A 21,215-nucleotide genomic window follows, 5' to 3' on the forward strand; every position below is an offset into this window, starting at 1 on the left:
TGAGGCCTGGATATCCCTTCACGAGAAACGGGCGCCCGACCGGCGCCCGCGTCAGTTCATTCCTTGTTCATCAAACGGATCGCAAATTCAACCCCTCTACGCTTCCTCGACAAACACCTCCTCGCGCTTCTTCTTGACGCTCGGCAGGAAGACGACGATGAGGACGGCGACAGCAATGGCCAGAAGCGTGGCGCTGATCGGCCGCGTGACAAAGGTTGTGGGATCGCCGCGCGACAGGATCATGGCGCGCCGGAGGTTTTCCTCGAGCAGCGGCCCAAGCACGAAGCCGAGCAAGAGCGGCGCCGGTTCGCAACGAAGCTTGGCCAGCACATAGCCGATGAGCCCGAAGAAGGCGACGGCGTAGAGATCATAGACGTTGGCGTTGACGCTGTAGACCCCGATCGAGCAGAAAGCCATGATGACAGGGAAGAGCACGTAGTAGGGCACGGTCAAGAGCTTCACCCAGAGCCCGATCAGCGGCAGGTTGAGGATGACCAGCATCAGGTTGCCGATCCACATCGAGGCGATGATGCCCCAGAACAGCGCCGGCTGCTCGGTGGCGACATTCGGCCCCGGCACGATGCCCTGGATAATCATCGCGCCGATCATCAGTGCCATGACGGGATTGGCCGGAATGCCGAGCGTCAGGAGCGGAATGAACGAGGTCTGCGCACCGGCATTGTTTGCCGATTCCGGCCCTGCGACGCCGGCAACCGCACCCTTGCCGAATTCCTCCGGCGTCTTCGACATGCGCTTTTCCACCGTATAGGAGGCGAAGGAGGCAAGGATGGCGCCACCGCCCGGCAGGATGCCGAGCGCCGAGCCGATGGCCGTGCCGCGAATGACCGGCGCAATCATTTCCTTGAATTCCTGGCGCGACGGCAACAGACCGGACACCTTGGCCATCAGCACGGTGCGCGTCGACTCGCCCTCGAGATTACGCAGGATTTCTGCCACCCCGAAAACGCCCACCGCAAGCGCCACGAAATTCAGCCCATCGGCATATTCGCGGATGCCGAGCGTAAAGCGTGGCGTGCCGGTGTAGATGTCGGTGCCGACGAGGCCGAGCAGCAGCCCGAGCGCCACCATCGCCAGTGCCTTGACGACCGAGCCATGCGCAAGCGCGATCGAGGAGACGAGGCCGACGATCATAAGTGAGAAATATTCAGCCGAGCCGAATTGCAGCGCGATCGCCGTGAGCGGTGGTGCGAAGATCGCGACAAGGAAAGTCGAGACCGTGCCGGCAAAGAACGAACCCAGCGCCGCGATTGCAAGCGCTGCCCCCGCCCTGCCCTTGCGGGCCATCTGGTAACCGTCGATCGCGGTGACGGCCGACGAGGATTCGCCCGGCATGTTGATGAGGATGGCGGTGGTAGAACCGCCGTACTGCGCGCCGTAATAGATGCCGGCGAGCATGATCAGCGAGGAGACGGGCTCCAGTTGGAAGGTGATCGGCAAGAGCATGGCGATCGTCGCCGTGGCGCCGATACCGGGCAGCACGCCGATCAACGTACCGAGCAGCACGCCGATCAGGCAGAAGAACAGGTTTTCCGGAGTGCCGGCTGTCGCAAAGCCGAGCGCGAGATTGCTGAAAAGATCCATCATCGTCTCCTAGAACCGGACCCAGGGGCCGAAGCGCTCGAACGGCAGGCCGAGCCCATAGCTGAAGACCGCCACGGAAAAGATCGTCAGCAACAGCGAAAGAATGATCGCGAAGAATACGTTCATCTTTTGCGATGCGAAGCAGGCGATGAAGGCGGTGAAGAACAGCGCCGGCGCAAATCCGAGCCCGCGTACCGTCAGCCCGAAGAAGACCGGCGCCGGCAGGATGAAGAGCATGCCGCGCCAGGCCAAGGCGCCGATCGGCTCACCCTCGACGCGCAGCGCCTGAATGAAGATGATCGCGCCGAGGAGCACCAGCACACAGGCAAGCACCAGCGGAAAATAACCAGGCCCCATGCGCACGGCCGTGCCGAGGTCGAGCCCCAGCGACTGGATGGCGAAGAAGGCGCCAGTCGCAACGAAAAGCGCGCCGCAGATGGCATTGGTGGTGTCGAAACTGATGGATTTCATGGTGTCTCCTGAAGTTGGAGATGGTTCGTGACGCGCTGCTGCGATGGCTGCCCCTCATCCGCCTGTCGGCACCTTCTCCCCGCATGCGGGGGTCCGCAGGACGGGTCGAGACAAGTGGCTCGACCCCGGTAGGTCAGGGTGAGGGGCTCTTTCGGCATGCCCGGACGAGGATACCATCCTCAGTCGGCATATTCTCCGGCAGCCTCGATCACGGTTTTCCAGCGAGCGATCTCGCTTTCGAGCTTGGCTTTCAGCGCAGCCGGCGTCGCATCAGCGTCGGAGGATGGTGCCGTGCCGAGCTCGGCGAAGCGGGCGCTGACATTCGGATCCTTGAGCGCCACCTGCAGCGACTTCGACAGACGTTCGTTGATCGCAGCCGGCGTGCCCTTCGGCGTATAGATGCCGTGCCAGATGCCGACTTCGAAGCCCGGCAGGCCGGCTTCGACCGCCGTCGGAATGTCCTTCATCACGTCGAGGCGCTTGGGCGAGGTCACGGCATAGGCCTTGATCGTGCCGCCCTGGATCTGCTTCGTCGTGTTGGTCGTCTGGTCGCACATGACGTCGACCTGGCCGCCGAGCAGGTCGGTCATGGCAGGGCCGGTGCCCTTGTAGGGAACGGTCGTGAGCGGCGTCTGGATGGCGCTCATGAACATCATGCCGCAGAGATGCGAGGCGGCACCGATGCCGGCATTGGCGACCGTCACCTTGTCCTTGTTGGCCTTGATATAATCGATCAGCCCCTTGAGGTCAGCCGGCTCCATGTCCTTGCGTGCGACGATCGTCATCGGCACCTCGGTGACGAGGCCGACATAATCGAAAGCGCCGAGCGTATCATAGGCGAGCTTGCGGTAGAGCGTAGCGCTGGTCGCCATGCCGATATGGTGCAGCAGGATAGTGTAACCGTCGGGATCGGCATTTGCCACGCGGCCGGCGCCGAGCGTGCCACCGGCGCCGCCGACATTTTCGACGACGATCTGCTGGCCGAGATCCTTCGACATGGATTCGGCGACGAGGCGCGCGACGGTATCGGTCGGGCCGCCGGCCGCAAAGGGCACGACCATAGTGATGGTGCGTTCGGGATAGGTCTGCGCCGTAGCGGCGCCGGCGAGAAGAGAGACCGCTGCAACAGCGGTCAGGCCGAGCATGGCCTTCAGGATTTTCATCGTTTCCTCCCTGATGAAATAAGCGAGCCCGCCGACACTTCCTCCGCGCCGGTTGGGATGGCCTATTTGCCGCCGCGAAAAATGGGTCCGCAATGATCGCCGCCGCTTTCGAAGGAGGATTCTGCGAAAGTGCGATGCAGCATGGGTCGATTTGGAAACAAACGACCAATGCGATGGGTGGATTTCCACCCATCGCAGCAGGTTCAGCCGCCGCAATCTAACCGTCGGTGGTCAGCATCCGCTTGTCGAGGCCGTATTTCTGCATCTTTTCGTAGAGGGTCTTGCGGGAAATGCCGAGTGACTCGTAGACCGGCCTGAGGCTGCCGCCATGGGCCACCAGCGCGCTGGCAATGACCCCTCGTTCGAATTCGGCAACGCGCTCGGCAAGCCCGGTTGCCTCCTCGGCCTGCCGCCCGCCATTGTCGAGGCCGAGAACCAGCCGGTCGGCGGCGTTCCTGAGTTCACGCACATTGCCCGGCCAGTCGCGCTGGGCAATGTCGGAGATCATCTCCGGCGGCACGGCCCCCTCGTCGCGGCCGTAGCGGGCGGCCGCCTCCCGCACCAGTTGCAGAAAGAGCAGCGGAATATCGGCCCGCCGCTGCGACAGCGAGGGCACATGCAGCGTTGCGACATCAAGCCGGTAGAAGAGGTCGGCGCGGAAGCGCCCTGCCGCCACTTCCGCTTCCAGGTCGACCTTGCTCGTCGCGATGAAGCGCACGTCGAGCGCCACGACCTCGTTCGATCCGAGTCTTGATATCACCCGTTCCTGCAGCACCCGCAGGAACTTCGCCTGCAGGTCGAAGGGCATGGAGCCGATCTCGTCGAGCAGGATGGTGCCGCCGCGCCCATGTTCGAACTTTCCGTAGCGCGGCCTCACCGCCCCCGGAAAGGCCCCGATCTCATGGCCGAAGAGCTCGCTCTCGATCAGGTTTGCCGGCAGCGCGGCGCAATTGATCGCGATGAACGGCCGGCTCGCCCGGGCGCTGATATCGTGAAGCGCCCGCGCCACCACTTCCTTGCCGGCGCCGGTCTCGCCGACGATGAGCGTATCGGCATCGCTCGCGCCGATCGCGCGGATGCGGTAGCGCAGATCCACCATCACCTGCGTGCGCCCCGGCAGCCGCGCCTCGATATCGTCGCGCTTGCCGGCGACCGCCTTCAGCAGCCGGTTTTCGAGCACGAGGCCGCGCCGCTCCATCGCCCGGCGGATGACGCCGGCAAGCATTTCAGGCGTAAACGGCTTCTCGATGAAATCGTAAGCGCCTTCGCGCATCGCCTTCACCGCAAGCTGAACGTCGCCATGGCCGGTGACGAGAATGACCGGCACCTCCTGATCGATCTCGCGGATCTTCTGCATCAGCGTCATGCCGTCCATGCCGGGCATGCGGATATCGCTGACGACGACGCCGGGAAAACTGTAGCCGATCAGTTCCAGCACATGGTCGCCGTTCGAAAAGGTCTCGACGCTGAAGCCGGAGAGCTCCAGCGCCTGCGCCGTCGAGCGGCGCAGTTCCTCCTCGTCGTCAACCAGCAGGATCTTCGCATCGTTCATTCCGCCGCCTCCGGCATCAGCCCCGCCGCCGATTGCAGCTCGATGCGGAAGACCGCCCCCCCTTCAGGATGATTGGCAGCAGTCAGGCTGCCGCCGAAATCCTTGATAATGTTGTAGGAGATCGAAAGCCCGAGACCGAGTCCCTTGCCGACGCCCTTCGTCGTGAAGAAGGGATCGAAGATGCGCTCGGCGATCGCCGCCGGCACGCCCGGCCCGTGATCGCGTATCGTCAGCATCACCTTGCCGGCCTCCTCGAAGGCGCAAACTTCGATGCGCCTGTCATCCAGCCCTTCCACCGCATCGGCCGCATTCGAGATCACATTCACCAGCACCTGCTGCAGACGCACCGAACCGGCGCGCACAACCGGCGGACACGGCCCGAGATCGAGCCGGAGTTCGGCATCCGCCGCTTTCAGCCGCCAAGCGATGATCTCGAGCGTGTCATGCATCGCCTCGTCGAGAGAAACCGACCCGAGCTTCTCGTTCGGTTTGCGGGCGAAGTTGCGCAGGTGCCGGCTGATCGCGGCCATGCGGTCGATGAGCCCGCCGATACGCTTAATATTGTCCCGCGCCTCCTCCGTCCGGCCGCGATCGATGAGAACGGAGGCGCTGTCGGTATAGGTCTTGGCGGCGGCGAGCGGCTGGTTGAACTCGTGCGAAAGCGCAGCCGACATCTGCCCGAGGCCGGCGAGCTTCCCGGCCTGGATCAGATCGGCCTGTGTCTGGCGGAGCTGCTGCTCGGTCAGTCGCCGCTCGGCGATCTCTTCTTCGATGCGGCTGTTGACGCGGGCAAGATCGGCCGTGCGTTCCTCGACGCGCCGCTCCAGCTCGTTGCGGGCGTCGGCCTGCATCTGCATGCGCTCGGCAAGCCGCGCCCGCCGCTGGCGAATGACCGCGACCGCGAGCCCGGCAATGCAGAGGACGAGAAAGACCGCCGCAAGCGCGGTGCGCGCCTGGGCACGGATGGAACTCGTCTCCATCAGCACGTTCACCGTCCAGTCCTCGGCCGGCATGTAATGCGAGAGCACCAGATATTCGCTCGAGCCGCGCTCGCCGGCCAGCGTCATCAGCTCATGCGGCTCGAGGCGCTGGCGCGTCACCGGTAGCGCCGTCAGCCTGGCATTGGCATAGCGTCGCGACGCTTCCGTGCGCGCGATGCGATCGGCCGTCAGCGGCAGGATGGCGCCATAGAGCCATTCCGGGCTGCCGGACATGAAGATGATGCCCTCCGGATCGGAGACGAAGATCTTGTATTCGCCGCCGCCCCAGGACGATTCGATCATGTCGATATCGACCTTGAAGACGATGACGCCGCGAATAGCCGCATCGATCCGGATCGGCGCGGCAAAATAATAGCCGCGCTTCAGCGAGGTGGTGCCGAGCGCGTAGAACCGCGCCTGCCGGCCTTCGATCGCGTCCTGGAAATAGGGCCGGTAGCTGAAATTCTGTCCGACGAAGCTTGCCGGTCCATCGTAATTGCTCGCCGCGATCGTCTCTCCATCAGGCTTGACCACATAGATGTCGGAGGATTTCAGCAGCCCGTTGATCTCCTTGAGATAGAGATTGGCGGCATCGCGCAGCGCCGTATCCTCGGGCGCGCTCACCAATTCCTTGATGTCCTCGTGATCGGCGATCAGCGCCGGCAGCGCTTCGTAGCGGTTGAGATGCCCGCTGAGCGCCGAGACCGCAAGGCGCAGCGCCGTTCCCGCCTGCGCCGAGGCTTCCGCCATATAGGCGCGCGTCGCGATCGCGCTTCCATAGGTGAAGAAGGCGAAGGTGATCAGCGGCACCACGAGCAACGCCGCTATCGCGCGATATCGCAAAGACAGATCCCGCTCCTCCCCTTTCTGCCTCCACTCCCCAGCGAGGCCCGACAGTGCCGAGTTTAATGAGACGGACGGGGATTTCCAAGGGCCTGCCGAAACTTGACACTTAACGAACGCGGATATCCTATTGCTGCACCGCAAGGAGGCCCCGCCCATGAGCGACGATCAGACACCCGCCGACAGCAAGCTCACCACATCCAAGCGTCGCTGGGCCGCCGAAGGCAAGTTCCTGACCGGCCGCATCAGCCGACCCGAAACCGAGCGCCTGCCGCCCGGCCAACACCTCGTCAAGAACTGGCCGGTGCTCGATCTCGGCCAGCAGCCTGTTGTCTCTACGGATACTTGGCGGCTCGAGGTGCGCGGCCTCGTCGAAACGCCGCTCACCCTCACCTGGGCCGCCTTCCACGCGATCGAGCAGAGCACTAAGGTCAGCGATATCCACTGCGTCACCACATGGTCGCGCTACGACAACAAATGGAAGGGCGTCTCGACGCGCGATCTGCTCGATCTCGCCATGCCCAAGCCGGAAGCCGGTTACGTCATGCTGACCAGTTATGACGGCTATACCACCAACCTGCCGCTCGCCGATTTCGCCGCCGAGGACGCGATCCTTGCCACCGCCTGGGAAGGCTTGCCGCTGACGGCGGATCACGGCGGCCCGATGCGCCTGGTCGTGCCGCATCTCTATTTCTGGAAAAGCGCCAAATGGCTGCGCCGCATCGAGCTTATGCCGGACGACGAGGCCGGTTTCTGGGAAAAGAACGGCTACCACATCTACGGCGATCCGTGGCGCGAGCAGCGCTATTCCGACGATTGAGCCTCCGGCCGCAGCAAGCGGCGAAGCGCATAAAAACCAACGCCGAACAATGCGGCAAGCCCCGTCAACGATGCCATACTGGCTGGATGAAGCGGTACCTTGCTCCAGTGCGGCTTGACGACATCGGCGGTGTTGAAGGCCTCGCCGCTGAACCGGCAGGTGACGAGCGCAAGGCCGCGCCGCACCATGTCGGCGTCGACCGCGGAAATGATTTCACCCGCCGCAGCGCTCTCCCGCGGCATCTCACGCATCGAAAACAAGACGGCCTTGGTCGCTGCGAGATAGGCATGGGCGCATTCGTTGAACGGGCTTTCCTCGTCCGTCACGCTGCCCGGCATCCGGCCCCATAGACAATAGGAATACTGGATTTCGGCATAGTTCAGCACGCGGCGGAACCGCTCGTTGGTATCGACCGCTTGCGACGCAAGGTCAATGATCCCACTGCGATAGTCTGAAATCACCGCCATCTCGCCATGGGAAATCTCGGGGATATCCAGCCCGGCATGGCTGCCGCCGCCGCTGCGGCTATGGGCAAAGGCGTTTCCGGCAACCACGCAAGAAAAGGCGACGCCGACAAACGCCGTCGACAGGAGCGGTATGGTTCGGCTGCTTTTCATGTTTGCCCGAAAAGTTCAGGGCGCCGGTATGCGGCGCCCCTCGATGCATTCAGTGAAACGCCGTTGCCGGCCGACCTCGTTGCGGCCCGCCTTTCACGGCAAGCTGCTTTTCCGCCAGCACTCCGAAGGCGAGGCCCAAGGTTGCCCAGAGGATCACGTGCATGCCGAGCGAGGTCGTGCGGAACCGCCAGAGGACCATCGCCGAGAAATTCTCCGGCACCTCGTTGATCGGCGGCAGCAGATAGAGCACGAGGCCGATGAAGACGAGATAGGCGATGCCGGCGATGATCGCGCCGTTCCAGAGACCGAAACGTTCGGCAAGACGGCGCGACAGCGCCACTGTGGCAACCAGCGCGGCAAGCGAAACGACGATCATCAGGAAGAACATTTCGGTCCTGACGCCGATCGTGTCGGGATTGCCGACCGCCGGCGGATTGGCCGGATACTTGATCCCGGGAACAAGAACGATCGCCACGAAGGCGGCAAGGGCGATGACCGCCGAAGTGCCGCGCGCCGAAAGGCTGCTGAAGCGCCCGTGCACGAAAGCGAAGGCAAGCGCAAAAAGCCCGCCGACGGCGACGCTGTAGGCCATGACGCCGGTAAAAAGGCCGAGACCGGCCTGCGTGGCGCGGCTGACGATTTCAGGTTCGGCAGCTTCGCCGGCCGCCTGCGCAGTCGCCGCCTCGAAGGCGATGGCCGCATCGACCAGCGGCTCGCCGAAGGTATGGGCGAAGGCAAAGACGAGAATACCGGCAATCAGGCCCGCGAGCATGCCGCGAAGCAGAAGGTTTCCAACCATGTCAGGAACTCCCCTAAAGCATGTCGCGCAAAACTGTGTGAGCGGTTTCGCGAGAACGACATGCGCAAAACAAGACCTAAGGCGCGAGAAGCGAATCTGAAAGATCGCGACGCGCTTTAGTGGCAGGGAAAGCCGAGGAGATGACGACCGTCATGCACGAATTCGTGCACATACATGCCATTGAACAGCGCCATTGCGCCTTCCTCGGTGCCGACGAAATAGAGGACGATGAGCATCAGCAGGCCGCCGAAGATCGCCCAGGGCAGGATCTCTCCTAAGGGGATCGGCGCCGGTACTGCTGCGGGCGCGAAAGTGGTGTCAGACATGTATTCCTCCGGGAATGACGCGTTCAGTCGAAAGAGTGCTTACGCAGGTGGGTCTGACTTCCAACGCGAAGAGCTTTCGACACGCTGGTCACAGTGGCGCGACCGTGCCGGATTTCCACCGGCTTCCAAACCCGCAACAGCACGGTTATATCTGCACGCCGAAGAGACTGTCAACGAAACTTCACAAGCCGGCAAAGACGCTGGAGCCGCATTCCGGGAGATCAGAACGATGGTGAATACGCGCCTCACCTGGATCTGCCACGGCGCGACGATGGCAAGCCGCAAAGCCCTGTTCCCGCTCGACGAACCGCTGGAAGACAAGGCGGAGGAAGAAGCGGCCAGCATGGCTGCCCCTCCCCGCGCCGACCGTATCGCCACGAGCCCCGCCTTACGCGCGCGCCAGACCGCGGAAGCGCTTCGCCTTGACGCTCGGATAGATCAGGCGCTTCGCGACTGCGACCATGGCCGCTGGGCCGGCAGGTCGATCACCACGGTCGAGGCAGACGAGCCGGCGAACCTCCTGGCCTGGATGAGCGATCCGGAAGCTGCCCCGCATGGCGGCGAGAGCCTTGTTGATCTGCGCAGGCGGGTCGCCAGCTGGATGGACAATGAATCCAGCCTCGGCGGCCATGTGATCGCCGTCAGCCACGCGGCCGTCATTCGGGCAGCGGTGGCGCATGTGCTTCAGGCGCCACTCCCTTCCTTCTGGCTGAGCGACGTCGAGCCACTCGCCGTCATTCACATGACCACTGATGGACGGCGCTGGTCTCTACGCTTTCCGCATTAGAGCCCGAGGCCGCTGTAACACCTTGAATCGCTGCATAAACTTATCCAGCCTTACACAAGCAAATCGCGTCATCTCTATTGAACCCGGTTTGGCGGGGACTACTTCCTTATCCCAAGGAGATGGAAGAATGACATATGATTGGAGTGGGGAGCGCACGCGACGCTTGCGTTTGATGCGTTTTGCCACAGTCACAGTTCTGGTCGGTCTCATCGTCAGCGTCCCGCTGCTGATCGTCACCGCCTGAAGCACGAAAGGGCGAGCGGTGCCATGGCACGCTCGCCTTCGTTCTTTTCACACGCCAGTCTGCAATCACGACGAAGACCGCGCTCAGCGTTTCTCGGTCTCGCAAAAGCACCCCTCTGGTCCCTCGACGGTACAGCAACAGGCTGCCGCCTCCGATAATTCGCCTTCTGGTTTCAACGAACATTTCAGACTTTTGTGCTACTTCCGCGAAGGTTGGAGATGGAGAAGGCGTGGTGCCGGTATTTTTCCAGAGCAGGGCCGGAAGGCAATGTGTGTCGATCGTCGGGTTCGGGATCACTCTCTGGCTCCTCGGCACGCTGCTGCAGCTTGACGACAGCCTTGCCTTCTTCATGACCGGTTTCGGCGAATACGGCGCCGACAAGCTCGTTCTGGCGCTGGGCATCGCCGGTGCCATGAGCTTCATCTATTCGGTGCTGCGCATCGCCGACCTGCGCAAGGAAACGGAACAGCGCGCCGCCGCTCAGGCAAAGGCCGATTGGACCGCAACCCACGACCACCTGACCAAACTGCCGAACCGCTACGCCTTCGAGCGCAAGATTCTTTCCCGGCCGATCAAGACCGACGAGGCCGAGATCGAGGAGTGGGGCCGCAACGTCACCCTCTTCTCCGTCGACCTCGACGGCTTCAAGAAAGTTAACGATCTCGTCGGCCACAAGGGCGGCGACGTCCTGTTGATCGAGGTTGCCAGACGCATCTGCGCGCTCGGCAATGCCGACTGCGTCTATCGCTTCGGCGGTGACGAATTCGTCATCGTCGCGTTCGCCCTTACGGCGCAACGCGAGGAGCGTTTTGCCAAGCTTTTGATCCAGGCCATTACCCGGCCGATCCATATCGATGGCTTTGCCGTCGAAGTCGGCGCCAGCGTCGGCTACGACCGCTGGGTCGAGGGAGCCGAACCCCTTGAAGATGCCGCCCATCGTGCCGACCTTGCCATGTACGAGGCGAAATCACGCGGACCCAACCATTATTTCGTCTTCGAACCGTCGATGCAGGACAAGGTAACGGAACGCGCCGCGCTGGAAACCAGGCTGCGTGCTGCAATTTCCAGCAAGGCGATCAAACCCTTCTATCAGCCGCTGATCGACCTGAAGTCCGGCCAGCTCTGTGGCTTCGAGGCCTTGGCGCGCTGGATCGGCGATGATGGTGTCAACATCCCGCCGCCTGTCTTCATTGATATCGCCGAGGAGACGGGCATGATCACCGCATTGTTCGAGGATCTTCTCGCCCAGGCCTGCAGCGACGCACTCACCTGGCCGGAGCATGTGACCTTGTCCTTCAACGTCTCGCCGGTGCAGATGGAAGACAGGCTCCTGACTTCCCGCATCCTCAAGGTTCTCTCGGCAAGCCGGCTGCCGCCGCAGCGCCTGGAAGTGGAGATCACCGAAAATGCGCTGATCCAGGATCCCGCCATCGCCGTCGTCGTTCTCGACGAACTGCACGCGGCCGGCATCCAGATCGCCCTCGACGATTTCGGCACCGGCTATTCGAGCCTCGCCCAACTCGCCCGCTATCGTTTCGACAAGATCAAGATCGACAAGAGCTTCATCGCCACCTATCGCGACGACGAACGCCAGGAAAAGATCGTCCGCGCCATGCTCGGCCTCGGCAGGAGCCTCAACATCAAAACAACAGCGGAAGGCGTTGAGGAGCATAGCCAGCTCGCCTTCCTGCTGCAGCTTGGCTGCGATATCGGCCAGGGCTATCTCTTCGGCAAGGCGATGCCCGCCGCCGAGGCGGGCATCTTCATCAGCGATCGCAATACCAGTCTGGCCTCCACGGCCTGACGGAGCACTCTACGCTTTGTTTTGACGCGAATCCCGGCAAAACCGCTTAGCGCTTTGCCTGGGAAAACCGCTTTGCACTCTTCCTGGAATTTGCTCTAAAACACCTGCCGCAGGATCACGAACAGCACGAAGGCGATCGCGATCGAGGCCGGCAGCGTCAGCACCCAGGCCATCAGCATGTTGCGCACGGTCGACCATTGCAGGCCGGAACCGTTCGCCGCCATGGTGCCGGCGACGCCGGACGACAGAACATGCGTGGTCGAGACCGGCAGGCCGAGATGATCGGCCGAGGCAATGGTGACCATCGCCACCACTTCGGCTGCCGCGCCCTGGCCGTAGGTCAGATGCGTCTTGCCGATCTTTTCGCCGACCGTGACGACGATCCGCTTCCAGCCCACCATCGTACCGAGGCCGAGCGCGATCGCGACCGCCACCTTCACCCAGAGCGGGATGAACTTCGTCGCATTGTCGACCGCCTTGTGGTAGTTCGTCACTGCACTGAGGTCGCCAGCGTCCATCGGCAGCAGCTTCTGCTTGTCGATCAGCTTCAGCGCCTCACCGATCAGGTAGATGTCGTTACGGACGTTGCCGACGAGATTGGTCGGCACCGCTTCCAGCGTCGGGAAGGCGGCGACTTCGGCGCTCGTCTGGTGGATATATTGCTGCAGAGCCGGCGTCGTTGCATCCGTCCAGGTCTTGTTCTTGACGGCGTTGCTGATCTCGGCCTTGTAGTCGGTGACGGTCACGCTGGGCTTCACATATTTGCCGAGCGCGGTTTCCACCTGGACCGATGCCGACTTGTAAGCCTCGAGATAGTTGACATCGGGCGTGCGGTTCAGCGCGAAAGCGGTTGGCACGAGGCCGATCAGGATGAGCATGATGAGGCCCATGCCCTTCTGGCCGTCGTTGGAACCGTGGGCGAAGCTGACGCCGGTGCAGGTGAAGATCAGGATCGCGCGGATCCAGAGCGGCGGCGGCTGGTTGCCCTTCGGTTCGTCGTAGAGTGCCTTGTTGCGCACCAGGACTTTCATAACCAGCAGAAGCACGGCGGAAAGACCGAAGCCGATCAGCGGCGAGATCAAAAGCGACAGGCCGATGTTGGTCGCCTGCGACCAGTCGACGCCGCTCGTCGCCGTGCCTGCCGGCGCCAAGAACTGGTTGGCGAGGCCGACGCCGATGATCGATCCCACCAGCGTATGCGAGCTCGACGACGGCAGGCCGAGATACCAGGTGCCGAGGTTCCAGACGATCGCGGCAATTAGCAGCGCGAAGACCATGGCAAGGCCGGAACCGGAGCCGACCTGCAGGATCAGTTCCACCGGCAGCAGCGCCAGAATGCCGAAAGCGACGGCGCCGCTCGAGGTCAACACGCCGAGGAAGTTGAAGAAACCCGACCAGATGACGGCGAATTCCGCCGGCAGGGAACGGGTGTAGATGACGGTGGCTACGGCATTGGCCGTATCGTGGAAACCGTTGACGAATTCGAAGCCGAGCGCAATCAGCAGAGCAAGACCTAAGAGAATCCAGGGAACGGCAACTGCGGTTGTCAGGTCGCGGGTGAGTGCATAGGCGACATATCCGAGGCCGCAGACCAGAACGAGTGCGAATACCGGCAAGAACCATTTGCCGGATGAATTCGAACTGTGGAGCGGGTGGGAAGTGTCGCTATGAACCTGGCTGGGGGCAATATCGGCCATGGCATAGTTCCTTATTCCGTTTTGCAAATGTGCCTTTTGTTAATAATTCCGCAGCGTGAAGCTCTCATGACGCCCCGCCTGCCTCTCCCCGTAAGGCACTGACATCAGGCAATATTAGCCGTCACATGCTGTCCGCCCTACGGATGAAAATACCCCGTCGCACGCCCCACCGACCGGAATGACGGGCCGGGAGCGACAAAAACACGCGACCGGCGAATAAATGCCTTTCCGTCCGAAGCCCCGGCCCTAAGTTCGGCATCTTGACGCGGAGTCTTCGAAACATGCCATCGACCGACCTCCTCCTGACCTTCAACGCCGGCTCTTCGACCGTCAAGATCGGCATCTTCGCGATGGATGGCGCTGCGGCCCGGCCCATCGGCAAGGGTGTGATCGATTTTCGCGCCGAGCCGCTCTCGCTCGACCTGACGAAGGGATCGCAGACATTCGAGATGCCATTGAAGGCCGACGTGACGGACGACCTGCACGGCGTCGTCGACGAGGTTTTCGCGCTTCTCGCCGATCATGTCGACATCACCGCCACACGCGCCGCTGGCCATCGCGTCGTTCATGGCGGCGACCGTTTCACGAAGGCGATCGCCCTCGACGCCGCCGCAATCGATGCCGTCGATGCGCTGACCCCGCTTGCACCCCTGCACCAGCCGCAGGCGCTGCGTTTCATCCGCGCGCTCCGGCATCTGAAACCGCATCTTGCCCAGACAGCCTCCTTCGACACTGCCTTTCATGCCACGCAGGACGATCTCGTTCGCCGCTTCGCCATTCCCCGTGCCCTGCATGACGAGGGCGTCAAGCGTTACGGCTTCCACGGCCTTTCCTACAAATTCATCGCCGCTGTGCTTGCCAGCAAGGCGCCGCGTGCAGCTAAGGCGGTGGTCGCCCATCTCGGCAGCGGCGCCAGCCTCTGCGCGCTGGATGACGGCGTCAGCCGCGATTGCAGCATGGGCTTTTCGACGCTCGACGGCATTCCGATGGCGACGCGCCCCGGTTGGCTCGATGCCGGCGTCATCCTGCATCTGGCCGGTGAGAAGAAGCAATCCTTCAGGGAGATCGAAGACCTGCTCTATCACCGCTCCGGCTTGCTCGGCGTTTCCGGCATCAGCGCCGATACGCGCGAGCTGTTGAAGGACGGGCAGCCGGAGGCGCGCCAGGCGATCGACCTTTTCACCCTGCGCATCGCCGGCGAGATCGGCCGCATGGCGGCAACGCTGAACGGCCTCGACACCATCGTCTTCACCGCCGGCATCGGCGAGCATCAGCCGGAGATCCGCAACGGCGTGGCGAAACGACTGTCCTGGCTCGGCCTTGCGATCGACGAAAAGGCCAATGCCGCCGGTGATTTCACGATCAGCACTGGGGAAAGCCGCATCGCCGCCCATGTCATCGCCACCGATGAGGAACAGGTCATCGCCGACGAGGCGCTGTCTATTCTTCGCAGTGACTGATCCAGATCAACGGCAATTCGGCGCCGACCGGTAGACTTGACGTTGAACAGGTTTTCGAACGGGAGAAGCCGATGGAAACGCATGTCTCGACCGCCGCTCTGACCGATGCCGAACTCACCCTCATCGACCGCTATTGGCGGGCCGCCAACTATCTCTCGGTCGGCCAGATCTACCTGCTGGCCAATCCTCTGCTGCGTGAGCCGCTGAAGGCAGAGCACATCAAACCCCGCCTGCTCGGCCATTGGGGCACGACGCCCGGCCTGAATTTCATTTATGCGCATCTGAACCGCCTCATCCGCGCCCGCGATCTCGACATCATCTACATGTGCGGCCCCGGCCATGGCGGGCCGGGCATGGTGGCCAACACCTATCTCGAAGGCACCTATAGCGAGATCTATTCCGATATTTCCGAGGATACGGAGGGCATGCGCAAGCTCTTCCGGCAATTCTCTTTCCCTGGCGGCATCCCGAGCCATGCAGCCCCCGAAACGCCGGGATCGATCCACGAGGGCGGCGAACTCGGTTATGCCCTCGTCCATGCCTATGGCGCCGCCTTCGACAATCCCGAGTTGATCGTCGCCTGCGTCGTCGGCGACGGCGAGGCCGAGACCGGGCCGCTGGCTGCGAGCTGGCATTCCAACAAATTCCTCAACCCCGCCCGCGACGGCGCCGTACTGCCGATCCTGCACCTGAACGGCTACAAGATCGCCAACCCGACCATTCTCGGCCGCACTGGTCATGGCGACCTCAAGTGTCTCTTCGAAGGTTATGGCTACGAACCGTTCTTCGTCGAGGGGCATGAGCCGCGCGACATGCATCAGCAGATGGCCGCAACCCTGGACAGCGTCTTCGACCGCATCCGGGAGATCCAGAGGCAAGCCCGTGACGGCAAGGCCGCTGAAGGCTGCCCGCGCTGGCCGATGATCGTGCTGCGCAGCCCGAAGGGCTGGACAGGCCCCAAGGAGGTCGACGGCAAGAAGGTGGAAGGCTTCTGGCGCGCCCACCAGGTGCCGGTCTCCAACTGCCGCGGGGATGACGGCCATCGCAAGATCCTCGAGGACTGGATGCGCGGCTATGACCCCGAAGACCTGTTCGGCGCCGACGGCCGGCTGAAACCCGAACTGCGCGCGCTGGCACCCGCCGGCGAACGCCGCATGGGCGCCAATCCGCATGCCAATGGCGGCTTGCTGCGCCGGGAGCTCGACGTTCCCGATATCAGCGACTATGCGGTCGATATCGGCAAGCGCGGCAGCGCCATGGTGCAGTCGACGGAGATTCTCGGCCATTACCTGCGCGACACGATGAAGCGCAACGCGGAGGCCGCCAACTTCCGTATCTTCGGCCCCGACGAGACGGAATCGAACCGCCTCGGCAGCGTCTTCGACGTCACCGACCGTGTCTGGATGGAGGGTATCGAGCCTTATGATGTCCACCTCTCCCGCGACGGTCGCGTTATGGAAGTGCTCTCCGAACATCTCTGCCAGGGCTGGCTGGAAGGCTACCTCTTGACCGGCCGGCACGGCCTCTTTTCCTGCTACGAGGCCTTCATCCACATCATCGATTCCATGTTCAACCAGCACGCCAAATGGCTGAAGGTGACGCGCGAACTCGAATGGCGAAAGCCGATCTCATCGCTGAATTACCTGCTGACCTCGCATGTCTGGCGTCAGGACCACAACGGCTTCAGCCATCAGGATCCCGGTTTCGTCGATCTCGTCGCCAACAAGAAGGCCGATATCGTCCGCATTTATCTGCCGCCGGATGCCAACACCCTGCTCTGGGTCGGCGACCATTGCCTGCGCACCTACGACCGCGTCAACGTCATCGTTGCCGGCAAGCAGCCGGAGCCACAATGGCTGTCGATGGATGAAGCGGCGAAACATTGCGAGGCCGGCATCGGCATCTGGCACTGGGCGGGCAACGAGGAAGACGCGACCTCCCCCGATCTCGTCATGGCCTGCGCCGGCGATGTGCCCACAATGGAGACGCTCGCCGCCGTCGACCTGCTGCGCAAGGCCATCCCGGAGCTGAAGATTCGTACCGTCAATGTCGTCGATCTGCTGGCGCTGCAATCCCGGGATCAGCATCCGCACGGCCTGACCGACGAGGCCTTCGACGCAATTTTCACATCGGACAAGCCTGTCATTTTCGCCTATCACGGCTATCCCTATCTCATTCACCGCCTGACCTACAAACGCACCAACCACCGCAACATCCACGTCCGCGGCTTCATCGAGGAGGGCACGACGACAACCCCCTTCGACATGACCGTCCTCAACCAACTCGACCGCTACCACCTCGCCATCGAAGCCATCGAGCGCGTGCCGGGCCTGAAGGAAAAGGCGAAGGAAGCACTGGCCGCCTTCGGCGGCAAGCTCGCGGAGCATCACGACTATGTCAGGGAATATGGCGAGGACATGCCCGAGGTGCGGAACTGGACGTGGCCTGCGGCGTAACATATCCAAGGCTCGCGAATGCGCCTGAGGCGAATGCCCGAAACCTACGCGCTCTCGAGCCGAACCTTCTCCTTTACCCGCCAGACCCGCGGCGTTTCTCCGGTATATTTGAGGAAGAAGCGCGAGAAATAGGCGGGGTCGGCAAAGCCGAGCCGAAACCCGATCTCCTGGACGCTGCCAAGCGTAAAAACGAGCTGGCGTTTCGCCTCTTCGATGAGTTTTCCGGCGAGCAATTCATGGGGGGTATTGCCGGTCATCGACCGGACGATACGGGTAAGATGCGTCGGCGAAACGCCAAGCTCCCTGGCGTAGAAGGAAGCGGGCTTGTGCGATCGGAAATGGCGCTGAATGAGTTCGTTCAGCATTTCCAGCCGCCGCTCATTCTCGTCGGGCGGAAGCTCGCGCGTGTTACCCTGATCGGAAATCCTCGCTGTCAGCCTGAGCGCCAAGGCGACATAGGCAGCCAATACCTCGTTGCGGCCGCTGCGCCGGTTTTCGAATTCGTCGCCCAGCCGCCGCAATGTCTGCATGACATAGGCTGCCTCGGCATTCTCAGGATCGAGCGGCGTCAGATGCGGTGCCGCCAGCCATTCGCCGAGCTGGCTTTTATCGCCGAGCGGATGGCCGAGATGCGATCTCAACAGGGTGATCACCAGGCCGTCGACATCGCGTGAAAAGCGAAAACCGTGATTGAGCCCAGGCGGCACGGTGATGACTGCCGGCGGCCGGAGGGCATGGCTCCCTTGGCCGAAAATCGCATCGCCCGAACCGCCCTCGATGTACAATATCTGAAAGAAACTTTCGTGGCGGTGCAGACGAATTTCCCATTGATGCAAGCTGCTGCGGGAGCGAATTGTTTCGCAATGCAACCAAAAATCCGGCCCTCGCCCGGTATTTTCGCCGTAGAGTTCATAGGTAGGAACATGTCTGCTCATGGGGCTCCTCCCGCACCAATGTTCGATTAGTGCAATTTTTAGGCTGGGATGTCCATTGCTGCGACAAGGGCGGCACGGCAGAATCTGACAAAACGCAAAAATGCAAGGAGGAAGCATTTGCGAACTCAGGTCGCCATTATCGGTTCAGGTCCATCCGGCCTGCTGCTCGGCCAGCTTCTGACCGAAGCCGGCATCGACAATGTCATTGTCGATCGCGTCAACAAGGATTACATCCTCGGCAGGGTTCGCGCCGGCGTTCTCGAGGAAGGCACCGTCGGGCTGCTGGATCAAGCCAAGTCAGGCGCGAGGCTGCATGCCGAAGGCCTGCCGCATGACGGTTTCTCACTGGCCTTCGACGGCCGCGACCATCGCATCGACCTGCACGAATTGACTGGCGGCAGGCGCGTCACCGTCTACGGACAGACGGAAGTGACGCGCGATCTCATGGAACGGCGCGAAACGAGCGGCTCCCCATCGATCTACGATGCCGCCAACGTCACGCCGCATGATTTCGACGGCCACTCTCCCTTCGTCACTTATACTAAGGACGGAGCTACGCAACGCATCGATTGCGACTTCATCGCCGGCTGCGACGGCTTTCACGGCGCGAGCCGCAAGGCCGTGCCCGAAAAGGCGATCCGGAGTTTCGAAAAGGTCTATCCCTTCGGCTGGCTGGGCGTCCTTGCCGACGTGGCGCCGGTCAGCCATGAACTGATCTACGCCAACCATCCCAGAGGCTTTGCGCTCTGTTCGATGCGCTCGGCCACCCGCAGCCGCTACTACATCCAATGCACGCTCGACGAGAAGATCGAGGACTGGAGCGACGATCGCTTCTGGGACGAGCTGCGAAGGCGTCTGCCGGCGCATCACGCCGAGGCATTGACGACCGCGCCGTCCTTCGAGAAATCCATCGCTCCGCTGCGCTCCTTCGTCGCCGAACCGATGCGTTTCGGCCGGCTCTTCCTTGTCGGCGACGCCGCCCATATCGTCCCGCCGACTGGCGCCAAGGGGTTGAACCTTGCAGCCAGCGACGTCCACTACCTTTACTCCGGGCTGGTCGAACATTACCGCGAACGCTCGAATAGCGGCATCGACGCCTATTCGCAGAAGGCGCTCGCCCGGGTGTGGAAGGCCGTACGGTTTTCCTGGTGGATGACGACGATGATGCACCGATTTCCCGATACCGGTGATTTCGAACAGAAGATCCAAGAGGCCGAACTCGACTATCTCACCCATTCCCGCGCCGCCTCGACGGTGCTCGCGGAAAACTATGTGGGTTTGCCATTCTGACGGGGAGATTGGCGACGGATGCAAGCCACGTTAAGCATGGAGCTGGCCGTCCATTGTTTCCGCTCCAGTTCATAACAGCGTGAACATGAATTCCGGGATACGTCGTGGCTGAGGTCGACGATCTCTTGGGAAAACTCGGACTGGCTTCACTGACGCATCGCAAGGTCAATGAGATTGCCTATGGCCAGCAGCGGCTTCTCGAGATCGCCGTGGCGCTGGCGCTGAGACCGAAGGTGCTGCTGCTCGACGAGCCGGCAGCCGGCGTGCCGCAGTTCGCCGATCTGCCTGCCGATCTCGCCGTGCTGATGATCGAACACGACATGGATCTTGTCTTCCGTTTTGCGAAACGCGTCATCGTGCTTACGTCAGGCGCAATCATCTTCGATGGCCGGCCTGAAGACGTCACCAGGGATGTGCGCGTGCGCGAGGCCTATCTCGGGAGCTATGCCAATGCCAGCCATATAGCTTGAGGTCGAAAATCTGTCGGCCGGATATGGGCCGACACGCGTGCTCGAAGGTATTTCCCTCTCCGTGCCGGCAGGAGCCCGGCTCGCCGTATTCGGCCGCAACGGCATGGGCAAGACCACGCTGCTCGCAACGCTCGCCGGCCAGACCAGGCGATACGAGGGCAGTATCCTGGGATATGTGCCGCAGGCGCGCTGCGTCTTCCCGACGCTGACGGTCGAAGAGAACCTTTTCGTCGGCTTGAAGACGCGGCCGGAGACGCGTTGGAGGAAGCCTATGCCATGTTCCCGCGACTGAAGGAGCGCCGCCGCAACCTCGGCAGCCAGCTCTCCGGCGGCGAGCAGCAGATGCTCTCCACCGCCCGCACCATTCTCGGCCGCCCCTCCGTCCTGCCGCTCGACGAGCCGCTGGAAGGCCTCGCCCCCGTTGTCCGCGAGGAATTGATGGCTGCCTTTGCCGAACTCGCCAAGACAGGAGACATGACCATCCTCCTGGTCGAACAGCGTATCCAGAGCGCGCTCGATTTCGCCGATCAGGTCGTCATTCTCGAACGAGGCAGACTGGCCTGGACGGGAACGCCGGAGAGCCTCACCAGGGATCACGAGGTCGTCGAGAGCCTGCTCGGGGTCGGCGGACTGCATTGACGCAGAGATCGGCAGAACTGCGGACCTGCCGATCAACTCCCTTTCACCCAGTATATCGTCATGATGACGTCATCACCTGCCTGTCATTATTGGACTGTCTGAAAGGTTTCTGCAGGCCAAATCGATGCATCGCCAGAAGAGGCGGGGAACATCCTGATCAACGAAACGGCATCCGCGCAGGACAGCGCATACAATCGTCATTGATAGTCACGATCGACGTCGATGCCGATCCCTTTACTTGGATGCCTGGGCTGCAGCCA

At 62.3% G+C, this 21,215-nt stretch carries 16 protein-coding genes, 2 pseudogenes and 1 riboswitch; of the genes and pseudogenes, 8 read left to right on the forward strand and 10 right to left on the reverse strand.

Annotation, left to right across the window (positions count from 1 at the left end; all coding sequences use genetic code 11):
• Nucleotides 1-96: 96 nt before the first annotated feature.
• The 5 genes from PO860_RS16435 to PO860_RS16455 all read right to left on the reverse strand — a co-directional run bounded on the left by PO860_RS16435 (nt 97) and on the right by PO860_RS16455 (nt 6,611).
• Complete coding sequence (locus tag PO860_RS16435; RefSeq protein ID WP_128402966.1) at nt 97-1,602, reverse strand: tripartite tricarboxylate transporter permease; 1,506 nt, start codon at nt 1,600-1,602, stop codon at nt 97-99.
• 9 nt (nt 1,603-1,611) lie between these two features.
• Nucleotides 1,612-2,073, reverse strand: a complete 462-nt coding sequence (locus tag PO860_RS16440; RefSeq protein WP_183609639.1) for a tripartite tricarboxylate transporter TctB family protein — start codon at nt 2,071-2,073, stop codon at nt 1,612-1,614.
• 179 nt (nt 2,074-2,252) lie between these two features.
• Nucleotides 2,253-3,236: a tripartite tricarboxylate transporter substrate-binding protein gene (locus PO860_RS16445; protein ID WP_273884972.1), complete on the reverse strand. Its 984-nt coding sequence runs from the start codon at nt 3,234-3,236 to the stop codon at nt 2,253-2,255.
• A gap of 217 nt (nt 3,237-3,453) precedes the next feature.
• Nucleotides 3,454-4,788 carry a sigma-54-dependent transcriptional regulator gene (locus PO860_RS16450; protein ID WP_183609637.1) on the reverse strand — a complete coding sequence of 445 codons (1,335 nt, stop codon included), beginning with the start codon at nt 4,786-4,788 and terminating at the stop codon, nt 3,454-3,456.
• A complete protein-coding gene (locus PO860_RS16455) occupies nt 4,785-6,611 on the reverse strand; it encodes an ATP-binding protein (RefSeq protein WP_281413818.1) in 1,827 nt (608 codons plus the stop codon). Before PO860_RS16455 ends, PO860_RS16450 begins: the two co-directional genes overlap by 4 nt.
• Nucleotides 6,612-6,768: 157 nt before the next feature.
• Here PO860_RS16455 and PO860_RS16460 point away from each other — a divergent pair, with 157 nt between their 5' ends.
• Nucleotides 6,769-7,431, forward strand: a complete 663-nt coding sequence (locus PO860_RS16460) for a sulfite oxidase-like oxidoreductase (RefSeq protein ID WP_183609636.1) — start codon at nt 6,769-6,771, stop codon at nt 7,429-7,431.
• Here PO860_RS16460 and PO860_RS16465 read toward each other — a convergent pair.
• The 3 genes from PO860_RS16465 to PO860_RS16475 form a co-directional block, all read right to left on the reverse strand.
• Nucleotides 7,416-8,048: a hypothetical protein gene (locus tag PO860_RS16465; RefSeq protein WP_273881791.1), complete on the reverse strand. Its 633-nt coding sequence runs from the start codon at nt 8,046-8,048 to the stop codon at nt 7,416-7,418. The two genes, PO860_RS16460 and PO860_RS16465, sit on opposite strands and share 16 nt — an antisense overlap.
• Nucleotides 8,049-8,097: 49 nt before the next feature.
• Nucleotides 8,098-8,847 (reverse strand): CbtA family protein, encoded by a 750-nt coding sequence (locus tag PO860_RS16470; RefSeq protein WP_183609634.1) that lies wholly within the window; start codon nt 8,845-8,847, stop codon nt 8,098-8,100.
• Nucleotides 8,848-8,963: 116 nt separating this feature from the next.
• Nucleotides 8,964-9,173, reverse strand: coding sequence for a CbtB domain-containing protein (locus tag PO860_RS16475; RefSeq protein WP_183609633.1), 210 nt, complete (start codon nt 9,171-9,173; stop codon nt 8,964-8,966).
• Nucleotides 9,174-9,202: 29 nt separating this feature from the next.
• Nucleotides 9,203-9,323, reverse strand: a riboswitch (cobalamin riboswitch).
• 82 nt (nt 9,324-9,405) lie between these two features.
• On the opposite strand from PO860_RS16475, the gene PO860_RS16480 reads away from it, so the two are divergent.
• Nucleotides 9,406-9,960, forward strand: a complete 555-nt coding sequence (locus PO860_RS16480; RefSeq protein WP_183609662.1) for a histidine phosphatase family protein — start codon at nt 9,406-9,408, stop codon at nt 9,958-9,960.
• Between the two features lie 476 nt (nt 9,961-10,436).
• Nucleotides 10,437-12,008 carry a putative bifunctional diguanylate cyclase/phosphodiesterase gene (locus PO860_RS16485; protein WP_273881790.1) on the forward strand — a complete coding sequence of 524 codons (1,572 nt, stop codon included), beginning with the start codon at nt 10,437-10,439 and terminating at the stop codon, nt 12,006-12,008.
• A 95-nt stretch (nt 12,009-12,103) separates the two neighbouring features.
• On the opposite strand, the gene PO860_RS16490 is transcribed toward PO860_RS16485, so the two are convergent.
• Complete coding sequence (locus PO860_RS16490) at nt 12,104-13,705, reverse strand: inorganic phosphate transporter (RefSeq protein WP_183609631.1); 1,602 nt, start codon at nt 13,703-13,705, stop codon at nt 12,104-12,106.
• 281 nt (nt 13,706-13,986) lie between these two features.
• Here PO860_RS16490 and PO860_RS16495 point away from each other — a divergent pair, with 281 nt between their 5' ends.
• Nucleotides 13,987-15,165 carry an acetate/propionate family kinase gene (locus PO860_RS16495; protein ID WP_273881789.1) on the forward strand — a complete coding sequence of 393 codons (1,179 nt, stop codon included), beginning with the start codon at nt 13,987-13,989 and terminating at the stop codon, nt 15,163-15,165.
• A gap of 71 nt (nt 15,166-15,236) precedes the next feature.
• The gene (locus PO860_RS16500; RefSeq protein ID WP_273884970.1) at nt 15,237-17,621 is read left to right on the forward strand and encodes a phosphoketolase family protein; all 2,385 of its coding nucleotides are present in this window, start codon (nt 15,237-15,239) and stop codon (nt 17,619-17,621) included.
• Nucleotides 17,622-17,665: 44 nt separating this feature from the next.
• On the opposite strand, the gene PO860_RS16505 is transcribed toward PO860_RS16500, so the two are convergent.
• Nucleotides 17,666-18,556, reverse strand: coding sequence for a helix-turn-helix domain-containing protein (locus tag PO860_RS16505; protein WP_273884969.1), 891 nt, complete (start codon nt 18,554-18,556; stop codon nt 17,666-17,668).
• Nucleotides 18,557-18,673: 117 nt separating this feature from the next.
• On the opposite strand from PO860_RS16505, the gene pobA reads away from it, so the two are divergent.
• From pobA to PO860_RS16520, 3 genes and pseudogenes are all read left to right on the forward strand, one after another.
• Entirely contained in the window at nt 18,674-19,846 is a 1,173-nt protein-coding gene (pobA, locus tag PO860_RS16510; protein ID WP_273884968.1) for a 4-hydroxybenzoate 3-monooxygenase, read from the forward strand.
• A 101-nt stretch (nt 19,847-19,947) separates the two neighbouring features.
• A pseudogene (locus PO860_RS16515) lies at nt 19,948-20,316 on the forward strand (ATP-binding cassette domain-containing protein); the annotation flags it as partial.
• Nucleotides 20,317-20,326: 10 nt separating this feature from the next.
• Nucleotides 20,327-20,955 (forward strand): annotated as a pseudogene (locus PO860_RS16520) (ABC transporter ATP-binding protein).
• Nucleotides 20,956-21,215 lie beyond the last annotated feature (260 nt).

The sequence above is a fragment of the Rhizobium binxianense genome (assembly GCF_028994275.1).
Classification (GTDB): Bacteria; Pseudomonadota; Alphaproteobacteria; order Rhizobiales; family Rhizobiaceae; genus Rhizobium; species Rhizobium binxianense.